The sequence below is a fragment of the Alcaligenes sp. 1735tsa3 genome, assembly GCF_024134565.1.
Classification (GTDB): domain Bacteria; phylum Pseudomonadota; class Gammaproteobacteria; order Burkholderiales; family Burkholderiaceae_B; genus Alcaligenes; species Alcaligenes phenolicus.
This window is the reverse complement of sequence record NZ_CP099862.1, coordinates 4,045,310-4,069,753: the sequence shown is the minus strand read 5'-3', so window position 1 is coordinate 4,069,753 and position 24,444 is coordinate 4,045,310. Positions and strand designations below refer to the sequence as shown.

Genomic DNA, 24,444 nt, shown 5'->3' with positions numbered 1-24,444 from the left:
GAACTGAAAATGTCGTTCGAAACCGAGGGTATGTATCCAAGTGTTTGGTCTTGTATCCCGGCTTGTACAGAATCAGGCCATTTTCGGGTCGCGATTGCCGGTAACAATTTCTTCCCCCAAGCCGCATGTGTCATGAGTTCTGGCGACTTTCGCTTAAGGGATTTCCCGGTTTTCTATCCGAAAACAGCCACCTTCCAAGGAAGGAAAACAGCCGTTTTGCGCTTTCCAAGCCAAGGAGCAATCGCTACCATGACAGCACCTATCCACTTTGTTCAGTTTCTTGCACGACCGGTCTCAACCACAAGCAGCGTGCAGACTTCAAGCCCAGGTTTAGGTAAAGCGCTTGTCCTTGGACAAGCTCTTGTTGGTTATGGAGTCAGTGTGTTCGTTTCCGGTTGTTGCGCGATACAGCGCCGCACTTTCGCGGTGGGAATCAATACGGAGGAATGCAATGAGTAAGCAGAAAGCAGTCCAAGCAAGCCAAGGTCCAATCGATGTTGCCGCTATCCGTGCAGCTGCCAAGAAGTTTGTGGACGACGGGGCGGTGGCATCCGGCTACAAGGGTAATCGTGAAGAAATCATTCAGATGCTCAATGAGGCCCTGGCCACCGAGCTGGTCTGTGTGATGCGCTACAAGCGCCACTACTTCACCGCTACCGGCTTGAACAATGAGCCTATCAAAGCCGAGTTTCTGGAACATGCCCAGCAAGAAGCCGAGCATGCCGACCGCATTGCTGAACGTATTGTGCAATTGAACGGCGAGCCGGATTTCAACCCGGCCAATCTGGTCCAGCGTAGCCATGCAGAGTACGACGATAGCGACGATATCAAATCCATGATTCGCGCCAACCTGATTGCCGAGCGTATTGCGATCGAGTCCTATCGTCAGATGATCGAGCGCATTGGCGACACCGACCCGACCACTCGCCAGATGCTGGTTGAAATCATGGCGGTGGAAGAAGAGCACGCCGACGATATGGGCGATCTGCTGGATATCTAAGTAATTTGCGCAGGTGCTCACCAAAACCCCGGTATTTTCCGGGGTTTTTTTCTGCCTGAATTCTGAAAAGGAGTACAGTAGCGGCTTTCCTACCTATCGGTAGGTAGTTTTGATTCACGTCGCTATATACGGGGGTGTGAGCGTGTTTGAATTTCTGTCCTTCCGCAGTGTAGAGGGTGTGACATGAGCGAGCTGTCACGTGCCAGAAGCCTGGCCTGGCCCTTGATCTTGTTGCTGGCCTTGTTGACGGCATTGGATGCCATGGCCATTGATATGTATTTGCCGGGCATGCCTGCTATCGCGCAGGAGCTGGGGGCTTCCCCCGGCCGGATTCAGCAAACCTTGTCGGTGTTTCTGGCAGGCCTGGCCTTGGGTCAAGGTATTTACGGCCCTTTGCTGGATCGCTTCGGGCGTCGAGTGCCCTTGCTGCTGGGCGTGGTTATTTTTGTGGTGGGCTCGGTTTTTGGCGCTTTGGCCACATCGGTTGAAGCCTTGTTGGCGGCGCGTTTTATCCAGGCGTTAGGCGCCGCAGCGGGCTTGGTCACACCGCGTGCCATTGTGGCGGACTTGTGCGATGTCAAAGAGTCGGCAAGCATCTTTTCCCTGCTGATGCAGGTGATGATGATTGCACCGATTGTGGCCCCCATTCTGGGTGCCTACCTGTTGAGCCATGCAGACTGGCGTGCCATTTTCTGGATGCTGGCGGCATTAGGGACGATGGGGCTGCTCTGGGGACTTAAAGCCATACCGGATTCGCTGCCCGTGAGCCAGCGTGTGCCTTTGAACCCCGGTCATATTGTTCGCGCCTACGGTCGCGAGCTGGGTAACAAGGCTTTCATGGCATATACCGGCTCCGGTGGTTTCGCACTGGCAGCCTTGTTTGTCTACATCAGCGGCTCGGCTTTTGTGTTCACGCAGCATTTTTCCTTGTCGCCGGCCGTATTCAGCTATGTGTTTGCCGGTAACTCGGTGGCGCTGGTTCTGGGTGGGGTCGTCAGCAATTATTTGTTGAAGGCCGGGATGCCCACCTCTCGGGTGCTGGCTTTGGGACTGATTGTCCATACGGCCTCGGCTCTGCTCCTGTATGTGGTGGTGCAAGCTGATGTCGCGGGCCTGATTCTGTATGCCGCCTTGATTGCTGTTTCGGTGGGCTCTTTAGGCATGGTGTTTGGCAACGTGACGGCCTTGACCATGGATGTGGCTGGCCCACAGGCTGGGACGGCTGCAGCCTTGATGGGCATGTTCCATTACCTGATTTCGGCGGTGGTGGGCTATATCGTCAGTCTGGCCGTGCCTGGGCCGCAGGTTTTGCCTGTGGCAATTGGTGGCTGCGGTCTGTTGGCTATTGTTCTGTATGTTCTGGCTGGCCGTTGCCGCACGGTGACCCGATCAGTCAGTGAGCTGGGGGTTGTAAAATAGGCAGTTGCTGCGGGCCGCGAAAGCGGCCCTGATCATTGGCCTTTGACTGAGAGCTGTTGGACTGTGAGCAAAACCACGACTGAAAAACTGCAGGATGCCGCGTTGGCGCGCTTTGCTGTTCAGGGCTTTGATGCCACCACCATGAACGAGATTGCCGCTGATGTCGGCATCAAGAAGCCCTCGGTCTACGCCCATTTCCGCAACAAGGACGAGCTGTTTCTGAACCTGATTCCGAAGATTGTGGAAGATGAGCTGAACCACGCCCGTCAAGTTCTGCAGGGAGGCGATGACATCAAGGAGCAGTTGCGAGCGTACCTGGAAGGGATACAGGAGCGCTTTGAGCAATCACATCAAGTGCGTTTCTGGATTCGCACCTTGTTTGCGCCGCCTGTGCATTTGTACGATGTGGTGATGCAGCCCATGCATGTGTTCATGGACGATCTGGAACGCATCATTCATCAAGCCTTGGCACAGTCCGCTTTGGCCAAATCGGAAACAGGTTTGAGCGTGGAGACCCTGGCCATGACGTACATGGCCTTGATCGACAGTCTGCAAAGCGAGCTTCTGTTTGGTGGTGCGCACAAATACCAGCGGCGTCTGGCATCGGTCTGGAGGGTATTTGAGGCGGCCTTGAGAGCAGGCCGCCCGGCCTGATCAGGTTTTCTCGCCGTTCTGGGCGTCCTGATAGGCTTTGGCTGCATTGTGCACGTGTTGGGTGGCCAGCAGGTTGGCCAGATCACCATTACCGGCCACAACCGCATTGAGGATCTGGGAGTGATCTTCCCAGTTTTGGCGGATGCGCTGCAAATTGCTGGGCGCAAATAACAGGGCGGTGCGGTCACGCAGGGAGCGCATGAGCTCGGTCAGAACAATATTGCCCGACATGGTGGCCAGGGTTTCATGAAACTGGCGGTTCAGGGATTTGAGCAAATCCAGATTGCCGGCATCCATGGCTTCATGGCCCTGGCTCAGAATGGTTTGCAGCTTTTCGATATTGGCTGGGTCCCGGCGTTGGGCGGCCAGTTTTGCATTCAATCCTTCGAGCGTGGCGCGCACTTCAGCCATGTTGTAGGCAATCTCGGTCGACAGGATAGCCACTGAGGCCCCACGTCGTGGTTCGATCGTGACCAGACCTTCTGAGGCCAGCTCGCGCAGGGCTTCCCGTACCGGAATACGCGAGACGCCCAGTTCGCTAGCCAATTTACCTTCTACAAGGCGATCCCCCGGATGAAATTCTCCGCTCAAGATGCGCTCGCGTAATTGGTCACGGATAACCGCAAACAATGACGCATGTTGATCGCCCAAGCGACGGCTTTCCGCGCCGGAAAGGGTGTTGGGAAGGCTGAAACTGGGGATATTCATGGTGCGACCTGTGCAATTGGGCAAAAGGGCCAGCCACGATTATACGGTGTGAGCGCATTTTTCTGAATATGGTATACAGTTTGCGGCCTAAGCATCCTCATCACACGCTGCGGGCGATCAAGACCACGGCGCTTAGCGAACAAATCCCCAATAGCAGTCTACGCATTAGCGGCATGCTGACTTTATGACGCCATCGTCCTGATAAGGCGAAGCCCAGCAGCATGAAGGGGTAGAGCACAATGCTGAGCATTGCCTGTTGCCAGGAGAACAGGCCAGCCACCATAAGCAGGATCAAGGACAGGCTTGCCCCTAAAAACAGAATAAGACCCAATGAGGCGCGTAGCTGTGCAGGAGCCAGGTTTTGCATGGCAATTGCCAGAGCGGGAGCGCCTACCGAGGTCAGGGTTCCCATGATGCCCGAGGCAATGCCCGCCAGGATCATGTTTCGTTTGGAAGGCAGGATGCGCAAGCCCCAGGCACTCAGTGCGACTGCGGCCAGAATGGCCAGGGCAAAACCCAGATTCACCGCCTCTATGGGTAGTTGTGTCATGGCCAGTATGGCAATGATCGATCCGGTGGCACGGCCACCCAGAGCACAGACAACGACATCGGGCACGATATGTTGACGTTCTCGCAAGGCCGCCAGCAAAGAGACGCTGCCACCCAAGGCCAGTAGAGGGCCTGGAACCAACTGCGGAAATATCAAGGCGGCAATCGGCGCGACCAGCATTGCAAACCCAACTCCGCCAACGCCTTGCAAAAAGGCGGCCAACACAACCAGCAAGGCCATGAGCAGCCAGGAGAGCGGGTCCACCAGATCAATCAAAGCCGCCATAGTTTCCTCTTCATTTGTATAAGGTATTCAATCTAAGTGTTTCAAACATAAAACTCTTAGAGTTTTCCCCAGTTTTTGATAGTTTTTTCTGATTCGAAATCACAATTGAAGATAGTATACCGTTTCAGATGTGCTCGATATTCAGAAAAAAGAGAAGGAAGGGGGATACATGCAAAGCGACGTGGTGCTCAGTGCGGCGCACTGGGCTTATTTGATCAGCGTTCTGGTCATCATCATTACGATGATTTTCCGGGCCAATGTGGTGGTGCCATCGGTTATTGGCACCTTGGCGGTCGTCACCGCCATGACTGGCAGCCCTATCCAAGGCTTCATCAGTATTTTTTCAGCCAGCTTTGTGGCGGCCCAGGAACTGTTCAATATTTTCCTGGTAATCACGTTCATGACTGCCCTGCTGAACTCGTTAAAGAGGCTGGAGGCCGATGTGAAGATGGTGGCCCCCTTCCGCAAGGTCATGGTCAATAGTGCCTCGTCCTTTCTGATGATTGCGGCGGCTACCTACTTTATTTCCCTGTTCTTCTGGCCCACACCCGCTGTACCTCTGGTGTCGGCCATTTTGCTGCCGGCGGCGATTGCGGCTGGCTTGCCTCCCCTGGTCGGGGCGATGGCTATCGCCATCTGTGGGCAGGGCATGGCGCTGTCGTCCGACTACATCATTGGCGTTGCTCCTGGCATCAGCGCCAAGGCAGCCGGCGTCGGAGCCGATGTTGCCGTGCTGGCGGATCGTGCGCTGGTGCTTTCCTGGATTACCGGTGGCGTTGCGTTGACGTTGACATTTTTGCTGATGCGCCGCTATTTCAAACCGGCAGATAGCCGTTTGCTGGATGCCTGGATGCGCCAGGCGCCGGATAGCACCCTGGATGAAGTGGAATCCCAAGGCACGTATGACAAGGCCGAGATTGCTCGTGGAACGGCGGGTAATGAACACACGGTGCATCCTGGCCTGAGCCCCAAGGAAGAGCGCTATTCGCGCATTCTGGCCTGGATTACGCCACTGGCGTTTCTGGCGGTGATTGGCATCATGCTGTTGCCCCGCTTTATCCCGTCCTTGCCAGTCCTGCGGGGTGGCGACGCCGCCGGTCTGGTGGGGGGTGTGGCCTTTGTGTTGATGATGATTGCTACCTGTATGGCAGAAGGGCCGCGGCGCATGCTGGACACCTGCCCGGATCATATGACCGATGGTTTTGTATTCGCCTTTCGCGCCATGGGTTCGGTGCTGCCCATCGCCGGTTTCTTCTTCCTGGGCGCCAGTGAAGCAACGTCTGCTATTTTGGGCACCCCACTGGAACAAACACCCAGTCTGCTGTTCGAGCTGATCTCGGCGGGGCAGCATCTGATTCCGGACAATCATTTTCTGGTGGCTTTTGGTGTTCTGTTGGTGGGCATGATCTCGGGCATTGATGGCTCGGGCTTCTCGGGCCTGCCATTGACAGGAACCCTGGCCTCGGCCTTGAGCCCGGTATCCGGGCTGGAGGTTGAAACCTTGGCTGCGGTAGGACAGATCGGTGCTATCTGGACGGGCGGTGGCACTTTGATTGCCTGGTCTTCATTGATTGCCGTGGCGGGCTTTGCCCGAGTGCATGTGCTGGATCTGGTGCGAGCCCTGACGGTTCCTGTGCTGGCGGGGATGGCCCTGTCAACAATTTGCGCTGTGCTGGTGTTCGGATGAGCGATATGAGTACGACAGCCTATCGCGCCGGTGAAAAACAGGGCTTGGGGAAACATTGGGCCGTTGCTGCCGGGCACCCCTTGGCGGTGCGGGCCGCGCAGGCCATGCTGGAACTCAAGGGTAGTGCAGTGGATGCGGCTATTGCTGCCGATGCTGTCATGGGGGTTGTCGAACCTATGGCGACAGGCATTGGTGGCGATCTGTTGGCCATGATTGCATCGCCCGACAGTATGCCAGTGGCTTATAACGGCAGCGGAGCGGCGCCCCTGCTGTTGAAGGCTGAGCAGGTTCAGGCTTTGCCTGGGGGACGGATTCCGGAGCGTCATGTGTTGTCCATTACCACGCCTGGCCTGGTGCGAGGGTGGTGGGATATGCACCAGCGCTATGGCCGTCTGGACTGGGCCTGCTTGTTTCAGCCTGCCATTCAGGCAGCGCGGGAAGGTTTTGCGGTAGCGCCGGTGGCGGCGCGTGAATGGCAAATTTTTGATTTTGTACTGCACCGCGATCCCGTGTGTGCCGCCCTGTATAGGGCGGGCAAGCCTCCCAAGGCGGGGGAGCAATACCTGAACCCTGAACTGGCAGCTGTCTTGCAGGACATCGCCACGCAAGGCCCCGATGCCTTCTATCTGGGGCGTCCCGCGCAGCAGGCAGAGCAGGCAATGGAGCAGGTACAGGGGCTGTTGAGGGCTGAGGACTTTCGCCGCCATAAAGGGTTCTTTTGCGAGCCTGTCAGCGCATCGCTGGGAGAGTTCAGTCTCTATGAATGTCCCCCCAACACGCATGGGGTGGCAGTCCTGGACGCCGTGCAAAGTGCCTGGAAACGCCCGGTTGACCAGGATGCGGCGGAGCTGGAACTGGTCAAGGCGACCGAAGCGGCGATGGTTCAGGCTTCACGGGTCGTGTGTGATCCGGCAGGCAATACGGTCTGCACGGTTGTGATCGATGCAGACGGGTTGGCGGTTACGTTCATGTCCAGCATCTTCAAACGGTTTGGGTCAGGCTATGCCGTGCCCGGCTGTGGGTTTGTGCTGCAAAACCGGGGGTTCGGTTTCTCCGAGCCAGGGCATGTGAATGGCCCGGGGCCGGGCAAACGGCCCTATCACACGGTGGTCCCGTCTTTGGCCTTGAAGTCCGGCCAGTTCCATATGGGACTGGGCGTGGTGGGCGGCTTGATGCAACCCCAAGGGCAGATACAGATATGGACCCGTGTTTTGCGCGATGGCTGGCCTTTGGATAAAGCGATGTTTGAACCGCGCTGGCGTCTGGAAGGGGCCGGGCGTCTGGCCCTGGAGGACGGTTTTGATGCGAACCGTACAGCCTTTTTGCGTGAGCACGGGTATGTGCCGCCTGATAAAGGCGTAGGCGAACTGGCTGGCCGCAGCGACTTTGGCGGGGCTCAGGCGGTTGAGCGCTTGGCAGACGGCCGTTTGCAGGCTGTTTCTGACCCTCGTAAGGATGGTTGCGTGGCGCTGGCCTGATAATCGGGCAGGGTTATTCCCTACTTTCTAAAATAGTAGACGGTATACAATATACTTAAATGGTCCAAACCTCATCTTTCGTCGGCTGCTGTCAGGGCGACGTCTTTCAACAAGGAAACAGTCATGGAAAAACTGCTGAATCGCGATGAATTTCGCACCGCATTGGAAACCGCCATTAAAGGGAAAAGTGCCAATACTTCCCCTTTCAGCATTGCCTGGGCCAGCGGCAAATTAAGCCGTGAGCATCTGGCTCGCTGGGCTGAAAACCACTACCACTATGTCGGCCCTTTTGCTGATTACCTGGGCTATCTGTATGCCCGCACCCCCGCCGAATACGTAGAAGCCAAAGACTTCTTGCTGGCCAATATGTATGAAGAGGAAATTGGGGGCGACCGTCACACAGACCTGCTGATCCGCTTTGGCGAAGCGTGTGGCACGACACGGGCTCGGATCGAAGATCCTGACAATATGAATGCCACCACCCGCGCCTTGCAGGCCTGGTGTTACGCCATTGCCATGCGTGAAGACCCCGTTGTTGCCGTTGCAGGGCTAGTCGTGGGCCTGGAGTCTCAGGTGCCCTCCATTTACCGCAAGCAGACACCGACCCTGCGTGAAAAATACGGCTTCACCGATGAAGAAGTGGAGTTTTTCGATCTGCATATCGTGTCCGACGAGATTCATGGCGAGCGCGGCTACCAGATCGTTCTTGAGCACGCCAATACCGTAGAGCTGCAACAGCGTTGCCTGCGCATCTGCGAAATTGGTGCCGAGATGCGTCTACTGTATACCACCTCCTTGTACAACGATTACGTCAAAGACGAAATCAGCCTGCAAGAACTGCAGCTGGAAGCAGCCTGAGCCAGACAGCCGAGCGGGCAGATGGGCTGCCCGCCGACCTAGAAACAAGGAAGTACAGCGGTGGACAATCTCAAGGACGTCGTTTTCGACAATTACATTGATGGGCAGTGGCTGCCCAGCCAGAGCGGGCGTACGCAGCCCAATCTGAATCCGGCCGATCGTGACGATGTAGTGGGGGCTTTCCCATTGTCCACGGCTGAGGACGCAAAGGCGGCTGTTGTAGCTGCTCAGGCTGCCTTTGCAGGATGGCGAGCCACGCCTATCTCCGCTCGAGCTCGTGTGCTGAATGCGGCGGCAGCCTGGCTTGATGCCAATGTGGACCGTATCGCTCAGGGCCTGACGCGAGAAGAGGGCAAAACGCTGGCGCAAAGCAAGATGGAAGTCGGGCGCTCGGCCCAGACCTTGCGTTTTTATGCGGTTGAAGGCCAGACCTATACCGGCGAGACCTTCCCCCAGGATGATGCGCAGCAACTGGTGTACACCCAGCGTGAACCATTGGGCGTGGTGTCCGTGATTGCGCCCTGGAATTTCCCTATCTCCATCCCGGCACGCAAAATTGCCCCCGCCTTGATCACCGGTAATACCGTCGTGTTCAAGCCTTCATCCGACACACCTTTGACGGGCTATTACCTGTGCGAAGCCTTTGCGCAAGCCGGGATTCCGGCGGGTGTGCTGAATCTGGTGCATGGCAGGGCCAGTGAAGTGGGGCCCACGCTGGTGCAATCTCCTCAGGTACGCGCTATTTCGTTTACTGGTTCGACCCAGGCGGGTGAAGACATTTGTCGTCAGGCACGCATGAGCACCCGGACTCAAATGGAGCTGGGTGGCAAAAACCCCTTGATTGTCATGGAAGACGCCGATCTGGATCTGGCCGTCAAACTGGTGGTTCAAGGCGGATTCTCCTTGAGCGGCCAGGCCTGCACGGGAACCAGCCGTGTGCTGGTGCATCGTCAGGTCAAAGAAGAATTCACGCGGCGCCTGGTAGAGAAAGTCAGCGCTTTGACCGTGGGTAATGGTTTGAATGGCAACCCCGATCTGGGCCCGATTGCCACCGAAAGCCAGTTGGAAAGCATTCTGGAATATGTGGCCATCGGCAAGCAGGAAGCCACCCATTTACTGGGCGGCGAACGTTTGACTGAAGGTGACTACGCACGGGGCCTGTTCATGCGTCCGGCTTTGTTCACAGACGTGACCCAGCAAATGCGTATTGCCCGCGAAGAGATTTTTGGTCCGGTGATTGCCTTGCTGGAAATCGATTCCTACGAGCAGGCACTGGCCATGGCCAATGACACCGAATACGGCTTGTCGGCCGCCATTGTGACGCGCAGTGCTGACTATGCGCATCGCTTCGCCAATGACATTGAGGCCGGGACGGTCAAGATCAATCGCACCACAACCGGCAACTTGATCAATGCTCCCTTTGGTGGACTGAAACAGTCCAGCACCTCCACCTTCCGCGAGTCGGGCCGGGCGGGCCTGGAGTTCTATACCCAGATCAAGACCGTGTATCGCGGTATCTGAATTTTATTAACCCGAAATACTGAGAAGACATATGAAAAAGATCCTACGTCTCGAACAGCGCGAAGCGCGCTTGATGGTGGACGCGGCGATTGCCAAATCCAAGGAGATTGGCGTGCTGGAGACCGTTTGCGTGGTTGACGAAGGGGGCTACCCCATCGTGATGGAGCGCATGGATGGGGCACGTATTACCGGCGCCCAGATTGCCTGGAACAAGGCGTTTACCGCTGCAGGCCACAAGCGCTCCACCCATTTGTTCACCACGCCGCCTAATGGCCCCGCCTTGCCGGGTAACGAAGCCTTCGGGATTCAGTTGAGCTTTGAAGGTCGCTTTGCTGCTTTTGTAGGCGGCTACCCCATCGTGGTCAACGGCGAAGTCATTGGTGGCATAGGCCTGAGCGGTGGTAACGGCGAGCAGGATACGGCAGCCGGTGTTGCTGGCTTGCAGGCCTTGGCCGAGGCCTTGAAGGCAGAGGGTCTGGACGTGCTGGTTCAGGCGGACATCAAGAAATAGTGGCATCAGGAGGACGGGTCATGGCCCATCGTGTCGATATCAAGGAAACCGGCGAGCAGTTTTGGGTAGAACCGCAAGAGACCATCTTGCAGGCCGCCCAGCGCCAAGGCGTGCGCATTTATAGCGACTGCGAGTTTGGTGGCTGCGGGACCTGCCGCATTCAGGTCACCCGTGGGAAGGTTTGTTATGAGGATGACTGCCTGCCCATGAGCATTGCTGATGAAGAACACGAGCAGGGCCATGCCGCCGCCTGCCAGGCACGGCTCGATGCCGATATTGAGATCAGTCTGGCCGCACATCGAGATGACTTGCCTGAAACCCGGCAAGTCCGGGCGCAGGTTCACAGCGTGGAAAGGGCATGTCAGGGGATCTGGCGTCTGATTTTACAGTTGCCGCAGGACGTGCAAGTGTCGTTCCGTCCAGGTCAGTATCTGAACATCTTGTTTGAGGACGGGCGTGCACGCAGTTTTTCTATGGCCAATGCCGATGCCGCACAGGGGCGCATTGAATTGCATGTGCGGGAAGTGGAGGGTGGGCGTTTCACCCAGGTATGTTTGCCGACCCTGAAAGCCGGCGACGAGCTGCTGCTGGAACTGCCCTTGGGCGTGTTCTATTGGCGTGAGCGCGACTGGCGACCCATGGTCATGGTGGCAACCGGAACTGGCATTGCCCCCATCAAGGCGATTCTGGAGTCCTTGCTGGACAAGGATGATTGCCCGCCTGTCAGCCTGTATTGGGGAATGAATCGGCCCGAAGACCTGTATCTGGCCCAGGAGATTGAATCTTGGGCTGAGCGCTTGTGCGAGTTCCGTTTTGTCCCTGTGCTCTCCCATGCTGACGAGAGTTGGCAAGGCGCGCGCGGCTATGTGCAGCAACAGGTGTGCCGGGATGAACCTGACCTGTCAGAGCATGCCATTTACTTGTGTGGCTCGCCCGTGATGATTGAGCAGGCCCGTGGTTTGTTCAAGGAGCATGGCGCCAATGAGCAGTTCATGTATGCCGACGCCTTCAACTTTCAGTCTGATCCCAGCTCGGCAGAGCCTTCTCTTGTCTAGGCTCGGTGGGGGAGTTGGTCCTGACCGGCTTCGGGGTTGCGCTTCTTGCGGCCGCCAAACAGTTCAGTTAATGAGGGCAGGTTGATGAGCGGGATACGACGGCGCAGATGCTTGCGCTTTGCCAAGTGTGGCAGCAACTGCTCGCCGACGGGACGCTGCAGATAGCGAAGTTCGACGGGGGTTTTCATGATGATCTCGTTAATGGGTTTGAATTGAATTAAGTATACCGCAATAGGGGTTTCTACTCAAATTGACGGATATTTGTGTCTAAAAACAAGAAAAACTGTTGCTTGAAGGTTGCGGTTTTTATCTTGGTATACCGTTCTTGGTTTTTCAGGCGGTCAGGGCTCGCAATCCGGTCGCATTATTGGCAGCCAGCAGGAGGTTTCATGCCAACCATTACTTTTCATAAAAACGGCCAGACGCATGTGGGTGAGGTGCAGGAGAACACCAATCTGGTGGTCCGGGCGGGTATCAAGCAATTTCCCTTTCCGCATTTGACCTACGGTTGTGGCATGGGCAAGTGCGCTAAGTGTGCCTGCCGTGTTCTGGAGGGGGGCGAGCATTTGCCAGCGGCCAACTGGAAAGAGAAAAAACAATTGGGCGAGCGACTCGATCAGGGCTGGCGGCTGGCCTGTCAGCTATGGATTAATCAGGACATCGTTCTGGAGCAAGCTGAAACACAGGAGGTGCAGTGATGTATGTGGTGCTGACCAGCAAGCCAGGGGAATACCGCACGGAACCGGGCGTGGGCGTGGAGATGGTGGCGGCCTATGAATACCATTTTCAGGGTCGTTTCAAGGCGGTGTTTGCCATTGCGCGTATTCAGGAAGGCTCGCGCGTTCGCATTGTGGAAGAGACGCCAAATGGCACGGTCAATGACATCCCTACCCGGCAAATGGAAAAGTTTGCAACAGTCGAACAGGCTTATGAAGAACTGGCCGGATTGACGCACTTTGGCAGCATACAAGCCGAATTGCGTCAGTGTGAGCTTGACGGTCACCAGGCAGGGGCACAGACCCCGGCACAGCAGCAATCCTGAGGTAGCAGAATATGGTTCAGATTACATTTGCGTCGAATAATGATTTGGTGGTGTCTGCCGCCGAGAACAGTAACTTGCTGCGGGTTTCCATCCGCGAGCGCGGTGGCATCCCGTTCAAATGCGGGGGCGGGATCTGTGGCACCTGCAAGTGCCGAATTACGGAAGGGCTGAGCAATACGGATGAGGTCAAGGCCAAGGAACACAAGCATTTGTCCGAGCAGGATCTGGCAGAGGGTTTTCGTATGGCGTGCCAGACCTTTGTTCGTGGTGACGTTACGGTGAGCTGGTAAAAGGAGCGGCCATGCTGCATTTGACCGATCAGCAACTACACGAGCTGCTTGATGCGCCTGCCGTACAGGAGGTGCTGGAGCAGGCTTTCATCGAGTTTGGGCAGGGCCAGGCGGCCCAGCAGCGTCGTGTGCGCACGCAGGTGGGCGATACCCGTTTGTCGACCTTGGGCGCGGTCATCCCAGGCCAGCAAGTGGCGGGTGCCAAGATTTATACGACCGTGCATGGCGCATTCAATTTTGTCATTGTGCTGTTTGATGCACTGAGCGGACAGGCTTTGGCCACCTTGGATGCTGGCGCCATCACGCAGTGGCGTACTGCAGCCTGCTCGGTGCTGGCAGCACAGCGTGGCGCCAATCCCCATTCGCAAACCTTGGGAGTGCTGGGTTTGGGTGCCCAGGGGATGGCGCATGCCCTGCAGTTTTGCCAGACCTTTGATTTGCAACGTGTGCTGGTGTGGAGCCCGAATGTCGATGAGAAGCGCTGCCACCAGCTGGAGCTGGAGTGTGGTGTGCCTGTGCGAGCCGCCCGAGCGGAAGAGATCGCCGCACAGGCGGATATTCTGGTCACGGCCAGCCGCAGTCGCGACCCCCTGTTTGATGGACGCAGCCTGAAGCCCGGCTGCTTTGTCGCGGCCGTTGGCTCCAGTTTGCCAACAGCGCGGGAGTTGGATGATGCCTGCCTGCAGCGGGCAGGCAAGATTGTGGTGGAGTGGGGTGAGCAGACTCTCGCGGAGGCGGGGGACCTGATTCTGGCCGCGTCCAATTGCGGCGTTTCGGACAAGTTGTGCGAGTTAAGCGATTGGTTGCAATTAGACCGGGGACAAGGCTACGACGCACAGGGAATTTGCGTGTATAAATCAGTGGGTGTGGCGATTGAAGATATTGCCGTCGCTGGATTGGCGTATCGCCGTCATCAGCTTGGCAAGACAGCGCAGGAGGCGCTTGCCGCACACTGAAAAACGACAATAATTCAAGCATGTTGGGAGTAGGCAATGGGGATGGCAGGCTTTTCTTCTTTAGGCGAATTCAAGCAGGCACTGACCCGGGACTACAACCGCATCAACAGCAGTATTTTTGCATCAGGTGTCGTGACGCTGAAGATTGATGTGCTGGAGGATCGGATCAGCATGTTGGCGGTTCATAAACGCCAGCCTGCCTTGCAGACGTTGAGCCGTGAAAATGCACATATTGCTGATCTGGCGGATCTGTATCTGATCAAGGCCTTCAAAAAGGAGATGAAGCAGGTTTTGGTGGATGAATATGGGCTGGATGTGGTGGCCATATTCAAGGACTACGACGCCGCGGCGCAATTGTCTTCCACCATGGTGTTGTTGCAAAAAGGAGTGTGAATGCAGTGGCATTGGTGAGAACCGTTGCCCTGAATTCCGAACCGATAAAAAGAAGCTGACTGGTAGACAGTCTTGTTGTCCTTCCGTCCGCAGTGGATTGCCTGATGTGCAATTTGCTCTGGAGCCAAGCCCAGGCCCTGACAGGTCCGCTTGGGGAAGTTGCCGACAGGAAGTGCTCGCATACCGCCGGCCTCGGACTCTGGGATACCCCAGGGTTCGAGGCCGGCTTTTTATTTGGAGACAAAATCATGGCCTATGTAGCCGATTTGCTGGATGCATTGAACGTAATCACGGGGGGACGCATGGTGTCCTGTATGGATGAGGTCAAATGCGGCCACCATCCCTTCGTGATCTGGAAGTCCTCTGGAATTTACGGCAAGGAAGTACTGGAAATCCCAGGCTTGATTCATGGGGATCCTAACAAGGAAGTGCGCAAGGTGGCGGTGTGCATGACCATGTCCGAATTGAGCATTGAGCTGGCGGGCGCAACCGGGGTGGACGCCATTGTTGCGCATCATCCGATCGCCGATGCCGCCAGTTGCGGCGGCGTGACCCTGAAGGATTACCTGGACCTGTATGGGGTGGCTGCCCTGGAGTGTCATGAGGCGTTTCATGGTCTGCATCCGGGCATCGCGTATCTGCATGGCCACAAAGTAGCAAAAAGCGATATTGCCTATGGAGGCATTCATGGCAATGTGATGTTCGTGGGCGAACCATTGGATGGGGTGAGCACCTTGGGCGACATGCTGGATCGGCTTGACGGCTTCATGGGGCTGGATCTGGAGGATCAGGTCTTGCAGGCTGAACGCCGCATCAAGGGCAATGAAAACATTCTGGAGACCAGCACCTTGACGCGTGGTGCGATTCGGCTAGGGGAGCGCAACAGTCGCGTCGGGCGTATTTTGCACATTTTTCCGCATACGGGATTCAGCCCCGACCATCTGCGTCAGGCGGTGGCCGAGAACCCGGGCGTTGACACGGTGCTGGCCTCTATCAGCCGGGTCTACGACGGTCATGCGCTTATCGAATGTGCTCGTGAATTGGGTCTGAATTTCCTGGTGGGCAATAGCCACGTGCTGGAGATCCTGGAGAATGGCCTGCCCTTGGCCTATGCCTTGAGTGCCTTGCTCGATGGCGTCGAGGTGGTGATGTTCCGTGATCGGGTGACGTCTACGCCTGTGCACCAGGTGGGGGGTGCCCGCCTGCGTGAATACGCCCAGCATTTTTCGACTGCCCACCTGATGGGCAAGAACGTGTTGAGCTTCCAGTAGGTCCAGCTTCCTGAACGGAGAGAGACATGGATAACAAAACAATAGAAATAGACAAAGTAGTGCATGTAGCGCCTGCGGGCCGTCGGCCCATGGAGCGTATCGAGGCGGTGGGCCTGGGCTTGCTGCTGCTCGCCATGCTGACGCTGTTTTTCTTTCCCGCTACCTTGTCGGGCGCGTTTGATACGGTGCTCAACAAGGTCAAGCCCGTGGTGGTGGATGTATTTTTGACCGGGCAGGTTGGGGTGGCTGTCATTATCAGCGTCATCATTGGACGCTTGCTGGAGCGTTTGGGTTTTACCGATGCCATGATGCGAGTGTTCATGCCGGCGATGCGGGCCATTGGAATCAATCCGGCCGTCATTATTCCCAGCGTGTACAACATTTTTGGCGATATCAACGCCGCTGGTCGTATTTCGGGGCCTTTGTTGCGGCAGGCTGGTGCAACAAAGGATGAGCAAAAGATTGCGGTAGCCACGATGGTGCAGTCTCAGCAGTCGTTCTCCACGTTCATGCTGGGCATGATGGCTTTGACCTTTGCCGGGGTGAATGTCTTTGCCGTGGTGCTGATTGCGATCTTCGGCCCCTTGTTGCTCTCCCCCTTATTGCTGTCGCGGCTGGTCTACCGCAATGTTCGTTCGGTGGATCTGCTGGCAGCCCCCCGTTTCACACCGAATATCGATTTTGCGCCCATGCTGTTCAAGGCCGCCCGCGAAGGAGTGGAACTGTTGCTGCTGATCCTGATCCCGGCTGTGGCCCTGGTGTTCTGTGTCATTGGTTTGCTTGAACATATCGGCATTTGGGCACCTATCAGCGATGTGCTTGAGCGCGGTCTGCTTGCGCTGAATATTCATCCTGAAACCGGCGTGCTGGCGATGCTGGTCAGCCCCACTTTGGCAATGGGCAAGTTGCAGGCGATGGCTGCAACACTGGATCCATCTCTGGTGGTGGGTTCCTTCGTACTGGCTTCTTCGGGATTGCCGCTGTCGGCTGTCTTTGGACAGATTCCGGTGGTCTGGGCTGAATGCTCGGATCTGAATGAAAAAGAAGTCATGCTGGCCGCCGTTCTGGGCATTGTGATGCGCTTGTTGACGGCAGTGGTACTGGCTGTGTTTCTCACGCCTTTGATTGTCTGAGTTCCTGTTTGTAGTTCCCCCCACTTTAGGAGCGCTGATGTTGGCGCTCTTTTTTTATTTTGTCTGTTTTCTCCTGGCGTGGTGACTGCCATCGAACTGCCATAAAACTGTAACAGGGCTGAAAGAACACTTGTTTAACCTGAGCCTGTCGTAGTCTTTTTAAGGCAGGGCACCTCGGTGACTCTGGTTCTTTAAGTTGATGCCTTTTTCTGTCCGGCAGCGTGCGCTGCGGCCCATTGCGCTTATTGATGCTTTGCTTTTGTGTCCGGTGTTGCGCCGTGCTGCAAAGCAGGATGCCGGGTGTGGCTTGGCGATGTATTGGCCTGAATGCCTTGTAGGGGACGGAGCATGAACCAGACCCTGGTGACGGTGTTAAGCGGCTATGGAGGCAAAGCGCCAGCCGCCATTCTCGTGCAGGCATGTGGCCTGCGATTGCTGCTGGATGCCGGCGGGCCTTTGTATCCTGGGCAGGTGTGCGACTGGTATCAAGGGCTGGAGGTGGATGCCATTTTGGTGACGCATGATCACCAGGATCATATTGGCTCCTTGTCCAAGCTGCCTGAACACATACCTGTTTATGCCACGGCCTCTACGGCGCGCAGCCTGCCTGCTGGGCGGATCTGGCGTGAGCTGCCAACCCGTGGCACGACTTATATCGGCGATATTGCCGTGCGTACCGGCTTGTCCGGCCATGCTTTGGGGGGTGTCTGGCTGCATCTGGATGTGGGCGGTGGGCTGTTCTATAGCGGGGACTTTTCCTGCGAATCCTTGCTGTTCCCCTTCGATTTGCCGCCGCCCGCGTATCTGGCTTTGCTGGACGCATCTTACGGTTTGTACGATCAGTCTCATCACGTGGCCTGGAGCATTCTGGAGTCCTTGCTGGAGTCCCATCCCGCCTTGTTGCCCGTACCGCCGTCAGGTCGGGCGATAGAGATTGCCTTGTGGCGCCAGCAGCAAGGTTTTGAGGACTGGAGCATGGACGCGTCCTGCTACGAAAACCTGACCCGCATGATCAGCCAAAGCAGTGACTTGTTGTTGCCGGGTGTGCAGCAATCCTTGCGTGAGTTGATGCCGCGTGCGGCTACGTTTGATCCGCAAGCGCACCTGCTGCTGGCCGGTGAGCCGGACGGCTGTCAGGGCAAGGCAGGGGAGCTGATTCGGGAGCGTCAGGCACGGGCTGCGGACCCCAATGCCGAGTCTGGTGAACGCTTGTTGATTCACACCGGCTATGTGGCCCCACATGCACCACGTGGCACGCATACCCTTTGCTGGAATGTGCACCCGCGTTTGACGGATTTACGCTGGCTGGTGGATATGGTGCAGCCACGTTATTGCATGCCTTTGTTCACGCAAATGCATGATTTGCCGACCTGGCGCAATGTGATGGGACCGGCCCTGAGCCTGGAAGGTCACTGGGAACTGCCAGCGACCTCCGTAGGCGTGGTTTAAGCGGTGTAGCGCTCCAGCAAGGCCTCGCGTCGGGCGGGGCTGAGCTTCAAGGCGTTCTGAAAGAAGTTCTCCAGATTGCCGTACGTTTCATCAATCGTCTTGAAGGCGGTTTCCAGAAACTCGGGCTTGACGCCCCATAGAATATCCAGCACTTCGTCACTGATGCCACGGTTGTCGGGCAGATCGGGGCGGCGGAAGAATTGATTGGTCAGCAGATAGTCGTGCATGACATCGTCAGGGTGCACCCCGGCAGCGCGGTGCAGCAGGGCGACGGCAAAGCCGGTGCGGTCTTTCCCTGCAGTGCAATGCATGACTACTGGCGTATCAGCTTGCAGCAGTTGATCAAAGACTTGGCCAAAGGTGGCGGCGTGCCCGGTCACAAATTCGGTGTAGGTCTTGTTCATGGTGCTGTGTGCCGCATCCACATCCACCTGACCTTTGGCCAGCATGTCCATAAAGTCCGGCAAGACGGTGGGCTCGACGGTCAGTGCGTGGCTGGTCAGAAAGCTGTACTGGTAAGGCGAGCGTTTGCGCTCGTGTGCTCCGCGAAAGTCCAGGGAGCGGGCAATGCCCAGCTCTTGCAGGGTGTCCAGGTCCTGGCTGCTCAGATCCGCCAAATGGTCTGAACGATAGACGCGACCCTTACGAAAGGAGCCGGAGTCTGTGGCATAGCCGCCTATATCACGGAAGTTGCTGGCCCCTTCTAAAGGGCAGGATAGGGAACTGGGCAGCGGCGATACGGACACGGCGGACTCCTGTTGAAACGGTGAAAGTCCCATGTTAACGGTCTTGGACGGGATCTGCATATGACAATGCGGTGACAGCTGGGGAGTGCGGGAGGACCGAAAGCACAATGAATGCAAGTGCACGGTTCTGTATCCTCAGAAAGCCATGTATATTCTTTGCTGGCAAGGCCCAGGCAGACAGGCTGGTACACCGCGTTCACGTTCTTGAGGCTTCGGTTTGCTGAAAATGTGAACAGACTTCAAGGTGACGCTGGCGTTTGACAGCCTGCACCGACTAGACAAGAACAGGTGCCGTGCCGAGCCAAGGGGGGACAAGTCTGATGACGCATTCACGCATCGCTCGCGTGCTCATGTGCTGCAAAAAGAGCCCCAGGATATTGGCTAAAGTAGGCCCAAGGTATAAGGTCAATGGTTATTTGAATAGACCGGCGATCAGCCCGGGCGGCCCACAACCGTAATTTTTCAAGGAACAAGCATGTTTGAGCATTTGCAGGCCTATGGTGGCGATCCGATTTTCCGTTTGAACGAGGCATTTCACGCCGATCCGCGCGATCGCAAGGTCAACCTGACCATTGGTTTGTATTACGACGATCAAGGCCGTCTGCCTTTGCTGGATGTGGCTCGCCGGGCTGAAGAACAATGGGCGGCCAAGGGCCAGCCCCGTGGCTATCTGCCTATTGAAGGTTTGGCTTCCTACCGCAGCGCCGTGCAAAAACTGGTTTTTGGTGCCGACAGCAAAGTGCTGCAAGAAGGTCGTGTTGCGACCATTCAGACATTGGGCGGTTCGGGTGCCTTGAAAGTGGGTGGCGACTTCCTGCACGAAGCCTACCCCAATAGCGAAATGTGGATCAGCGATCCAGCCTGGGATAACCACCACTCCATCTTCCGTGGATCGGGCATTCCTACCCACACTTACCGTTACTACGATCCAGCCACGCGCGGTCTGGATTTCACCGGCCTGATGGAAGACATTTCCGTCCTGCCCGAGCACAGCATTGTCTTGCTGCACCCCTGCTGTCACAACCCCACCGGGGCTGATCTGAGCGACGAGCAGTGGCTGCAACTGATCCCTGTGCTGCAACAGCGCAAGCTGATTCCTTTCCTGGACATGGCTTACCAGGGCTTTGGCCGTAGCCTGGATGAAGACGCTTTCGCCGTGCGCGCCATGGTCGATGCTGGCCTGACGTTCTTGCTGGCCAACTCCTTCTCCAAAAACTTCTCCTACTACTCCGAGCGTTGCGGCGGCTTGTCGGTGGTGTGCAAGAGCGCGGATGAAGCCGATCGTGTTCTGGGTCAGCTCAAGGCCGTGGTACGTCGCATCTACTCCAACCCGCCCTCGCACGGTGGTCAGGCTATTGCCACCATCTTGTCCGATGAAGCCTTGCTGGCCGAGTGGACGGCAGATGTGGAAACCATGCGTCAGCGTATTGCTGCCATGCGCAAGCGTGTGCACGATCGTCTGAAAGAGCTGGCTCCCCAGTACGACAGCAGCTACTTCGTCAAACAGCAAGGCATGTTCTGCTACACCGGCCTGACCAAAGAGCAGATCCAGAAACTGCGTGACGATTTTGGCGTGTACGTTCTGGAGTCGGGCCGCATCAGCGTGCCAGGCCTGAATCAGTCCAATGTGGATTACTTTGCGGAGTCGCTGGCTGCTGTCGTGGCCTAAGACGCCGAGGTCTTTCCCGCAGGATTAAAGAGCGTGTTTATGGCCCCTTCGGGGGCGGTAAACACGCTTTTTTTGATGCTGAAAATGCATCCGCAGCTGCGTTGGTCGTATGGTGGAAGCCGCTTATACGTACCTGTCTGATTGATGCGTCCGACTTGCTTTGGCCACTTGGCTGGGGGCTTGAACCTGAATTGAAAAGCGGAACAGTGTCGAGCTAAACCATTGAATAGCCCTGCGCTTACATAGCCGAAGCACTCAACGGTTCATTAGTGCTTAGCCATGGTCAGGCAAGCAGGTCAACCGGCAAGCTGACCGTATTTCGTCGTATTGCGACATTGCTCAGGTCAATGCTTGCAGCAGCAGTTCCTTATTGATCTGCTCCTGCTGCCGCGCCCGGTTCAACAAATAGCGATGAAAATCCTGGCTATGAGGTGACTCAAATGCACCCGCTCGTCGAGTCAGCACATAGGGCCAGGGCAGAGGCAAGGAATGGGAGAAGGGCAGGATCAACTGCCCGCTGCGCACTTCCTTTTCTATCATCGAGCATTGCGCCAATACAAAACCCTGACCGGCCACTGCAGACTCCAGCGCCATGTGCGACAGGGAAAAAACCCGGAAGCGGTCCAGTGGCGTATCGCCTATATCTATCTCCAAGGACTCAAACCAGTCGCGCCAGGAGGGGGGCGAGGTAAAGCGTGGCTGCCAGTCCGAGGACAGCAAGGGATAGCTCAATAAATCACGGGGATGCCGCAAAGCGGCTTGCCCTTGGAGCAGGGTCGGGCTGCAGGCGGGAACGACACGGTCTGTATAAAGCTCGGTAAAGCTGCGGGGGCGGGCGGCGGCCTGACCGTAGGTAATCCGAAAGTCGATTTGCTCGGCTTCCAGATCGGGCTCGGCATGGCTGCCTTTCAGATGCAGTGTCAGCTCCGGGTCGTACTGTTCCTGCCATTGAAATGCCAGCGGTGCCATCCAGGTTTTAAGCATGGACGGCAAAGCGCTGATCGAAAGCAGGCTGGTGTTGCGCGACCGCTCCATTTCTTGTTGTCCGTCGCGCAATAGCTCAAATGCCTGGGTACAGATTTCATGAAAGCGCACCCCCGCCGCTGTCAGCCGCAAGCGTTTGCCTTCTTTGTAGGTCAGGCTGCAGCCCAGCGAGTCTTCCAGCAAACGTAATTGCTGGCTGATGGCACCGGGGGTAATTTTCAGACGACGGGCGGCTTCTTGCAGGCTTTGGCTATGGCCCAGCGTCTCAAAGACTTGCAGCGCGCGTAAGGGAGGCAAGGTATCCATGATGATCAGACCCCGTCCAGAAAAGTAATTTAACTTTAGAAATTCTAAACGATATGGATAGTAGGCTGAATTTGATTGCGACTATCATGACAAACAAGAGAGCATGAAATGGGCTCGTTCAGCCATCATGCACCGTATTCAGAGTTGGGGGTAAATCATGTTTGTACGCAATGCCTGGTATGTAGGCGCATTGGCTACACAGCTCGGTCGCAGCTTGCAGCCCGTGCGTATGCTTAGCGAAAACCTGGTGCTGTATCGCCGCGAAGACGGCCAGCCCGTGGCCTTGGAAGATTCCTGTCCGCACCGTCGCCTGCCTTTGTCCAAAGGCCGCTTGATTGGCGACCAGGTGGAATGTGGCTACCACGGCCTGACCTTTGATTGCAGCGGCTCCTGTACCAAGGCGCCCGGTGTGGCGCAAATCCCTAAAAGCGCGGTGGTACGCAGCTACCCCTGTACGGAGCGTTTTGGCCTGGTCTGGGTCTGGATGGGTGATCCTGAGTTGGCTGATCCGTCCAAACTGATCGATATCCCCGAGTGGGACAATCCCGAGTGGGGTGTGAACCGTGGCGACGCCATGGAACTGGACTGCAATTACCTGTACGTCACCGACAATTTGCTGGACCCCTCGCACGTGTCCTGGGTACACCAAAGCTCATTTGGCAGCCCCGACATCATTGGTCTGCCCTTGACTGTCAAGGTTGAGGACAATGGCGTGACGGTCTCGCGTTGGTCCAAAAATGTGGAAGTTGCGCCGTTTTACAAGCAGTTTGTGAAATTTGAAGGCAATTGCGACCGCAAACAGCAATACGAAGTGCGCTTCCCGTCGCTGGCCGTGATCAAGGCCATCTTTCTGCCCGCCGGTGCGGCTACCGAGGAGCCCAGCGAGTACCACCAGGACGTTTTTCTGATGGACTCCTATAACTTCCTGACGCCTATCGACGAAGAACACACCCGTTACTTCTGGTTCCAGCTGCGCAACTTCAGCCCGGATGACGAGGCCATCTCCAAGATTTTCAACGAAGATGTACGCCACGCGTTCCTGGAAGACAAAGTCGTTCTGGAAGAAGTGCACAAAGCCCTGAAAGAGCGTCCTGCCGCGTTGGATTTGCCCTTGGATTCAGGCCCCTTGCGCTTCCGTCGCAAGATCAGCCAGATGATCCAGGCCGAGCAAGCCGTCGCCAGCGAGACGGCAACGGCTTGAGCGTGATGAATACGACTGCATCATCTGCGTCTACGGAGGCTACGGCCAACCGCCGTTTCCGGGATTATCGTGTCCTGGAAAAGCAGCGCGAAAGCGACGTGATTACTTCGTTTGTACTGCAGCCGGTGGACGGTGTTGTGCCACCTTATCAGCCAGGCCAGTATCTGGTGTTCCGTCTGGAGATTGACGGGCAAACTGTGCTGCGTAATTACAGCGTGTCGGGGGACCCAGACTGCACGGATCGTCTGCGTATCTCCGTCAAACACGAGAAGGCTCCGGCAGGCTTGAACGTGGCCGATGGTGTGGCTTCCACCTGGCTGCATCAACACGTGCAGCCAGGTGATGTGCTGAGCGCGGCCGGGCCGATGGGCGAGTTCGTGCTGGATGAGAGCAGCCAGCGGCCTGTGGTGTTGCTAAGCGGTGGCGTGGGCCAGACCCCTTTGCTGGCCATGCTGCATCGTCTACTTAAACGCAGCCAGCGTAAGGTGTATGTGATTCATGCGTGCGATAACAGCGTGGTGCATGCCTTTGCCGATGAGATGCGTGAGCTGGTGGCACAACGCGAAGGCGTGCAGCTTTACTTCTGCTATCGCAACCCGACTGAACATGATGAGCAAGCCGGTTTGCACCATGTGGCGGGACTGATTACACGTGAGCAGTTGCAGCGTTGGCTGCCACTGGATGATTACGAGTTTTACCTGTGTGGGCCCAGTGCTTTCATGCAGAGCAATTATGGTGTGCTGCGTAGTCTGGGTGTGGCACGTGAGCGCATTCACTACGAGTTTTTTGGCCCGGCGACGGTGCTGGAAAACACCTTGGCGGATGATGGTGCAGCCAGTGCGGTTCAGGATCAGGTCCAGCCTGCCCCCTCCAGTCGTGTCGATGCGAATGTGTTGGAGCTGGATTCGCCTGTAGAAGCAGTAAGGGGAGCCGCGACAGCAGCGGAAGATGCGGCGCAGACGGTGACATTCCTGCCCGATGGCCGCCAGGGCCAATGGCATGAGGACTGTCCCTCCTTGCTGGATCTGGCGGAAGAAACGGGCTTGAGTCCGGACTTCAATTGTCGCGCAGGCCTGTGCAATACCTGCATGTGCACTCTGGTATCGGGCGAGGTCGACTATTTTGAAGAGCCGCTGGACCCTGTGCCAGAGGGCAAAGTCTTGTTGTGCTGTTCCCGTCCCCGTGGTCCGGTGGCCGTGGAATTACCTTAAGAGTTTTTCAATTGCTTGTTGAGGTTTGCCCCGTCCTTTTGGGACGGGGTTTTTTTTCAAAAAAACA

The 24,444-nt window shown here is 56.6% G+C and carries 26 protein-coding genes; 21 read left to right on the top strand and 5 right to left on the bottom strand.

All coding sequences use genetic code 11. The features are described from left to right. The first annotated feature begins 9 nt into the window (after positions 1–9). The 4 genes from NIZ92_RS18765 (at position 10) to NIZ92_RS18750 (ending at position 3,073) form a co-directional block, all read left to right on the top strand. Entirely contained in the window at positions 10–459 is a 450-nt protein-coding gene (locus NIZ92_RS18765) for a hypothetical protein (protein WP_137430495.1), read from the top strand. Then, positions 452–1,000, top strand: a complete 549-nt coding sequence (locus NIZ92_RS18760; protein ID WP_009461955.1) for a bacterioferritin — start codon at positions 452–454, stop codon at positions 998–1,000. The genes NIZ92_RS18765 and NIZ92_RS18760 overlap by 8 nt, the downstream gene beginning before the upstream one ends. Positions 1,001–1,183: 183 nt before the next feature. Continuing rightward, on the top strand, positions 1,184–2,419 hold the full coding sequence (locus tag NIZ92_RS18755) for a multidrug effflux MFS transporter (protein ID WP_035269633.1): 1,236 nt from the start codon (positions 1,184–1,186) through the stop codon (positions 2,417–2,419). A 63-nt stretch (positions 2,420–2,482) separates the two neighbouring features. Beyond that, entirely contained in the window at positions 2,483–3,073 is a 591-nt protein-coding gene (locus NIZ92_RS18750; protein WP_009461950.1) for a TetR/AcrR family transcriptional regulator, read from the top strand. On the opposite strand, the gene NIZ92_RS18745 is transcribed toward NIZ92_RS18750, so the two are convergent. Further along, positions 3,074–3,781, bottom strand: a complete 708-nt coding sequence (locus NIZ92_RS18745; RefSeq protein ID WP_009461948.1) for a GntR family transcriptional regulator — start codon at positions 3,779–3,781, stop codon at positions 3,074–3,076. It lies immediately after the preceding gene. Between the two features lie 100 nt (positions 3,782–3,881). Continuing rightward, positions 3,882–4,616, bottom strand: a complete 735-nt coding sequence (locus NIZ92_RS18740; protein ID WP_035269638.1) for a sulfite exporter TauE/SafE family protein — start codon at positions 4,614–4,616, stop codon at positions 3,882–3,884. Positions 4,617–4,785: 169 nt separating this feature from the next. Between NIZ92_RS18740 and NIZ92_RS18735 the strand changes: the two genes are divergently transcribed. The 6 genes from NIZ92_RS18735 (at position 4,786) to NIZ92_RS18710 (ending at position 11,726) form a co-directional block, all read left to right on the top strand. Continuing rightward, positions 4,786–6,303 carry a hypothetical protein gene (locus tag NIZ92_RS18735; protein ID WP_009461936.1) on the top strand — a complete coding sequence of 506 codons (1,518 nt, stop codon included), beginning with the start codon at positions 4,786–4,788 and terminating at the stop codon, positions 6,301–6,303. Positions 6,304–6,308: 5 nt separating this feature from the next. Then, a complete protein-coding gene (locus NIZ92_RS18730; protein ID WP_254002446.1) occupies positions 6,309–7,781 on the top strand; it encodes a gamma-glutamyltransferase family protein in 1,473 nt (490 codons plus the stop codon). Positions 7,782–7,904: 123 nt separating this feature from the next. After that, positions 7,905–8,639 carry a TenA family transcriptional regulator gene (locus NIZ92_RS18725; protein ID WP_022983674.1) on the top strand — a complete coding sequence of 245 codons (735 nt, stop codon included), beginning with the start codon at positions 7,905–7,907 and terminating at the stop codon, positions 8,637–8,639. Between the two features lie 60 nt (positions 8,640–8,699). After that, positions 8,700–10,160, top strand: a complete 1,461-nt coding sequence (locus NIZ92_RS18720; RefSeq protein ID WP_254002445.1) for an aldehyde dehydrogenase family protein — start codon at positions 8,700–8,702, stop codon at positions 10,158–10,160. Positions 10,161–10,191: 31 nt separating this feature from the next. Next, positions 10,192–10,671 carry a heme-binding protein gene (locus tag NIZ92_RS18715; RefSeq protein ID WP_022983673.1) on the top strand — a complete coding sequence of 160 codons (480 nt, stop codon included), beginning with the start codon at positions 10,192–10,194 and terminating at the stop codon, positions 10,669–10,671. A 20-nt stretch (positions 10,672–10,691) separates the two neighbouring features. Next, positions 10,692–11,726 (top strand): 2Fe-2S iron-sulfur cluster-binding protein, encoded by a 1,035-nt coding sequence (locus tag NIZ92_RS18710; RefSeq protein WP_137430499.1) that lies wholly within the window; start codon positions 10,692–10,694, stop codon positions 11,724–11,726. Here the strand turns inward: NIZ92_RS18710 and NIZ92_RS18705 are convergent. Next, positions 11,723–11,914, bottom strand: a complete 192-nt coding sequence (locus NIZ92_RS18705) for a hypothetical protein (RefSeq protein WP_083055009.1) — start codon at positions 11,912–11,914, stop codon at positions 11,723–11,725. The genes NIZ92_RS18710 and NIZ92_RS18705 overlap by 4 nt on opposite strands. Before the next feature lie 201 nt (positions 11,915–12,115). On the opposite strand from NIZ92_RS18705, the gene NIZ92_RS18700 reads away from it, so the two are divergent. The 8 genes from NIZ92_RS18700 (at position 12,116) to NIZ92_RS18665 (ending at position 18,260) form a co-directional block, all read left to right on the top strand. After that, entirely contained in the window at positions 12,116–12,424 is a 309-nt protein-coding gene (locus tag NIZ92_RS18700; RefSeq protein WP_009457376.1) for a 2Fe-2S iron-sulfur cluster-binding protein, read from the top strand. Next, positions 12,424–12,768, top strand: a complete 345-nt coding sequence (locus tag NIZ92_RS18695) for a hypothetical protein (protein WP_035269651.1) — start codon at positions 12,424–12,426, stop codon at positions 12,766–12,768. Before NIZ92_RS18700 ends, NIZ92_RS18695 begins: the two co-directional genes overlap by 1 nt. Before the next feature lie 11 nt (positions 12,769–12,779). After that, positions 12,780–13,058, top strand: coding sequence for a 2Fe-2S iron-sulfur cluster-binding protein (locus tag NIZ92_RS18690; RefSeq protein WP_009457378.1), 279 nt, complete (start codon positions 12,780–12,782; stop codon positions 13,056–13,058). Positions 13,059–13,069: 11 nt separating this feature from the next. Then, positions 13,070–14,014 (top strand): ornithine cyclodeaminase family protein, encoded by a 945-nt coding sequence (locus NIZ92_RS18685; RefSeq protein ID WP_042485417.1) that lies wholly within the window; start codon positions 13,070–13,072, stop codon positions 14,012–14,014. A gap of 42 nt (positions 14,015–14,056) precedes the next feature. Continuing rightward, on the top strand, positions 14,057–14,407 hold the full coding sequence (locus NIZ92_RS18680; protein ID WP_035269656.1) for a hypothetical protein: 351 nt from the start codon (positions 14,057–14,059) through the stop codon (positions 14,405–14,407). A gap of 248 nt (positions 14,408–14,655) precedes the next feature. Beyond that, positions 14,656–15,678 (top strand): Nif3-like dinuclear metal center hexameric protein, encoded by a 1,023-nt coding sequence (locus NIZ92_RS18675; RefSeq protein WP_026483541.1) that lies wholly within the window; start codon positions 14,656–14,658, stop codon positions 15,676–15,678. Between the two features lie 26 nt (positions 15,679–15,704). Then, the gene (locus tag NIZ92_RS18670; protein WP_035269660.1) at positions 15,705–16,811 is read left to right on the top strand and encodes a hypothetical protein; all 1,107 of its coding nucleotides are present in this window, start codon (positions 15,705–15,707) and stop codon (positions 16,809–16,811) included. Between the two features lie 348 nt (positions 16,812–17,159). Beyond that, positions 17,160–18,260 carry an MBL fold metallo-hydrolase gene (locus NIZ92_RS18665; RefSeq protein WP_035269662.1) on the top strand — a complete coding sequence of 367 codons (1,101 nt, stop codon included), beginning with the start codon at positions 17,160–17,162 and terminating at the stop codon, positions 18,258–18,260. Here NIZ92_RS18665 and NIZ92_RS18660 read toward each other — a convergent pair. After that, positions 18,257–19,006, bottom strand: a complete 750-nt coding sequence (locus NIZ92_RS18660) for a tyrosine-protein phosphatase (protein WP_060185509.1) — start codon at positions 19,004–19,006, stop codon at positions 18,257–18,259. The genes NIZ92_RS18665 and NIZ92_RS18660 overlap by 4 nt on opposite strands. A 475-nt stretch (positions 19,007–19,481) precedes the next feature. Here NIZ92_RS18660 and NIZ92_RS18655 point away from each other — a divergent pair, with 475 nt between their 5' ends. After that, positions 19,482–20,675 (top strand): amino acid aminotransferase, encoded by a 1,194-nt coding sequence (locus tag NIZ92_RS18655; RefSeq protein ID WP_254002444.1) that lies wholly within the window; start codon positions 19,482–19,484, stop codon positions 20,673–20,675. Positions 20,676–21,014: 339 nt separating this feature from the next. Here NIZ92_RS18655 and NIZ92_RS18650 read toward each other — a convergent pair whose 3' ends face one another. After that, positions 21,015–21,965 (bottom strand): LysR substrate-binding domain-containing protein, encoded by a 951-nt coding sequence (locus NIZ92_RS18650; RefSeq protein ID WP_254002443.1) that lies wholly within the window; start codon positions 21,963–21,965, stop codon positions 21,015–21,017. A 157-nt stretch (positions 21,966–22,122) separates the two neighbouring features. On the opposite strand from NIZ92_RS18650, the gene NIZ92_RS18645 reads away from it, so the two are divergent. Both NIZ92_RS18645 and NIZ92_RS18640 read left to right on the top strand, forming a co-directional pair. After that, positions 22,123–23,166, top strand: coding sequence for an aromatic ring-hydroxylating dioxygenase subunit alpha (locus NIZ92_RS18645; protein WP_254002442.1), 1,044 nt, complete (start codon positions 22,123–22,125; stop codon positions 23,164–23,166). Between the two features lie 5 nt (positions 23,167–23,171). After that, the gene (locus NIZ92_RS18640; RefSeq protein WP_254002441.1) at positions 23,172–24,377 is read left to right on the top strand and encodes a 2Fe-2S iron-sulfur cluster-binding protein; all 1,206 of its coding nucleotides are present in this window, start codon (positions 23,172–23,174) and stop codon (positions 24,375–24,377) included. The last annotated feature ends 67 nt before the right edge of the window (positions 24,378–24,444 follow it).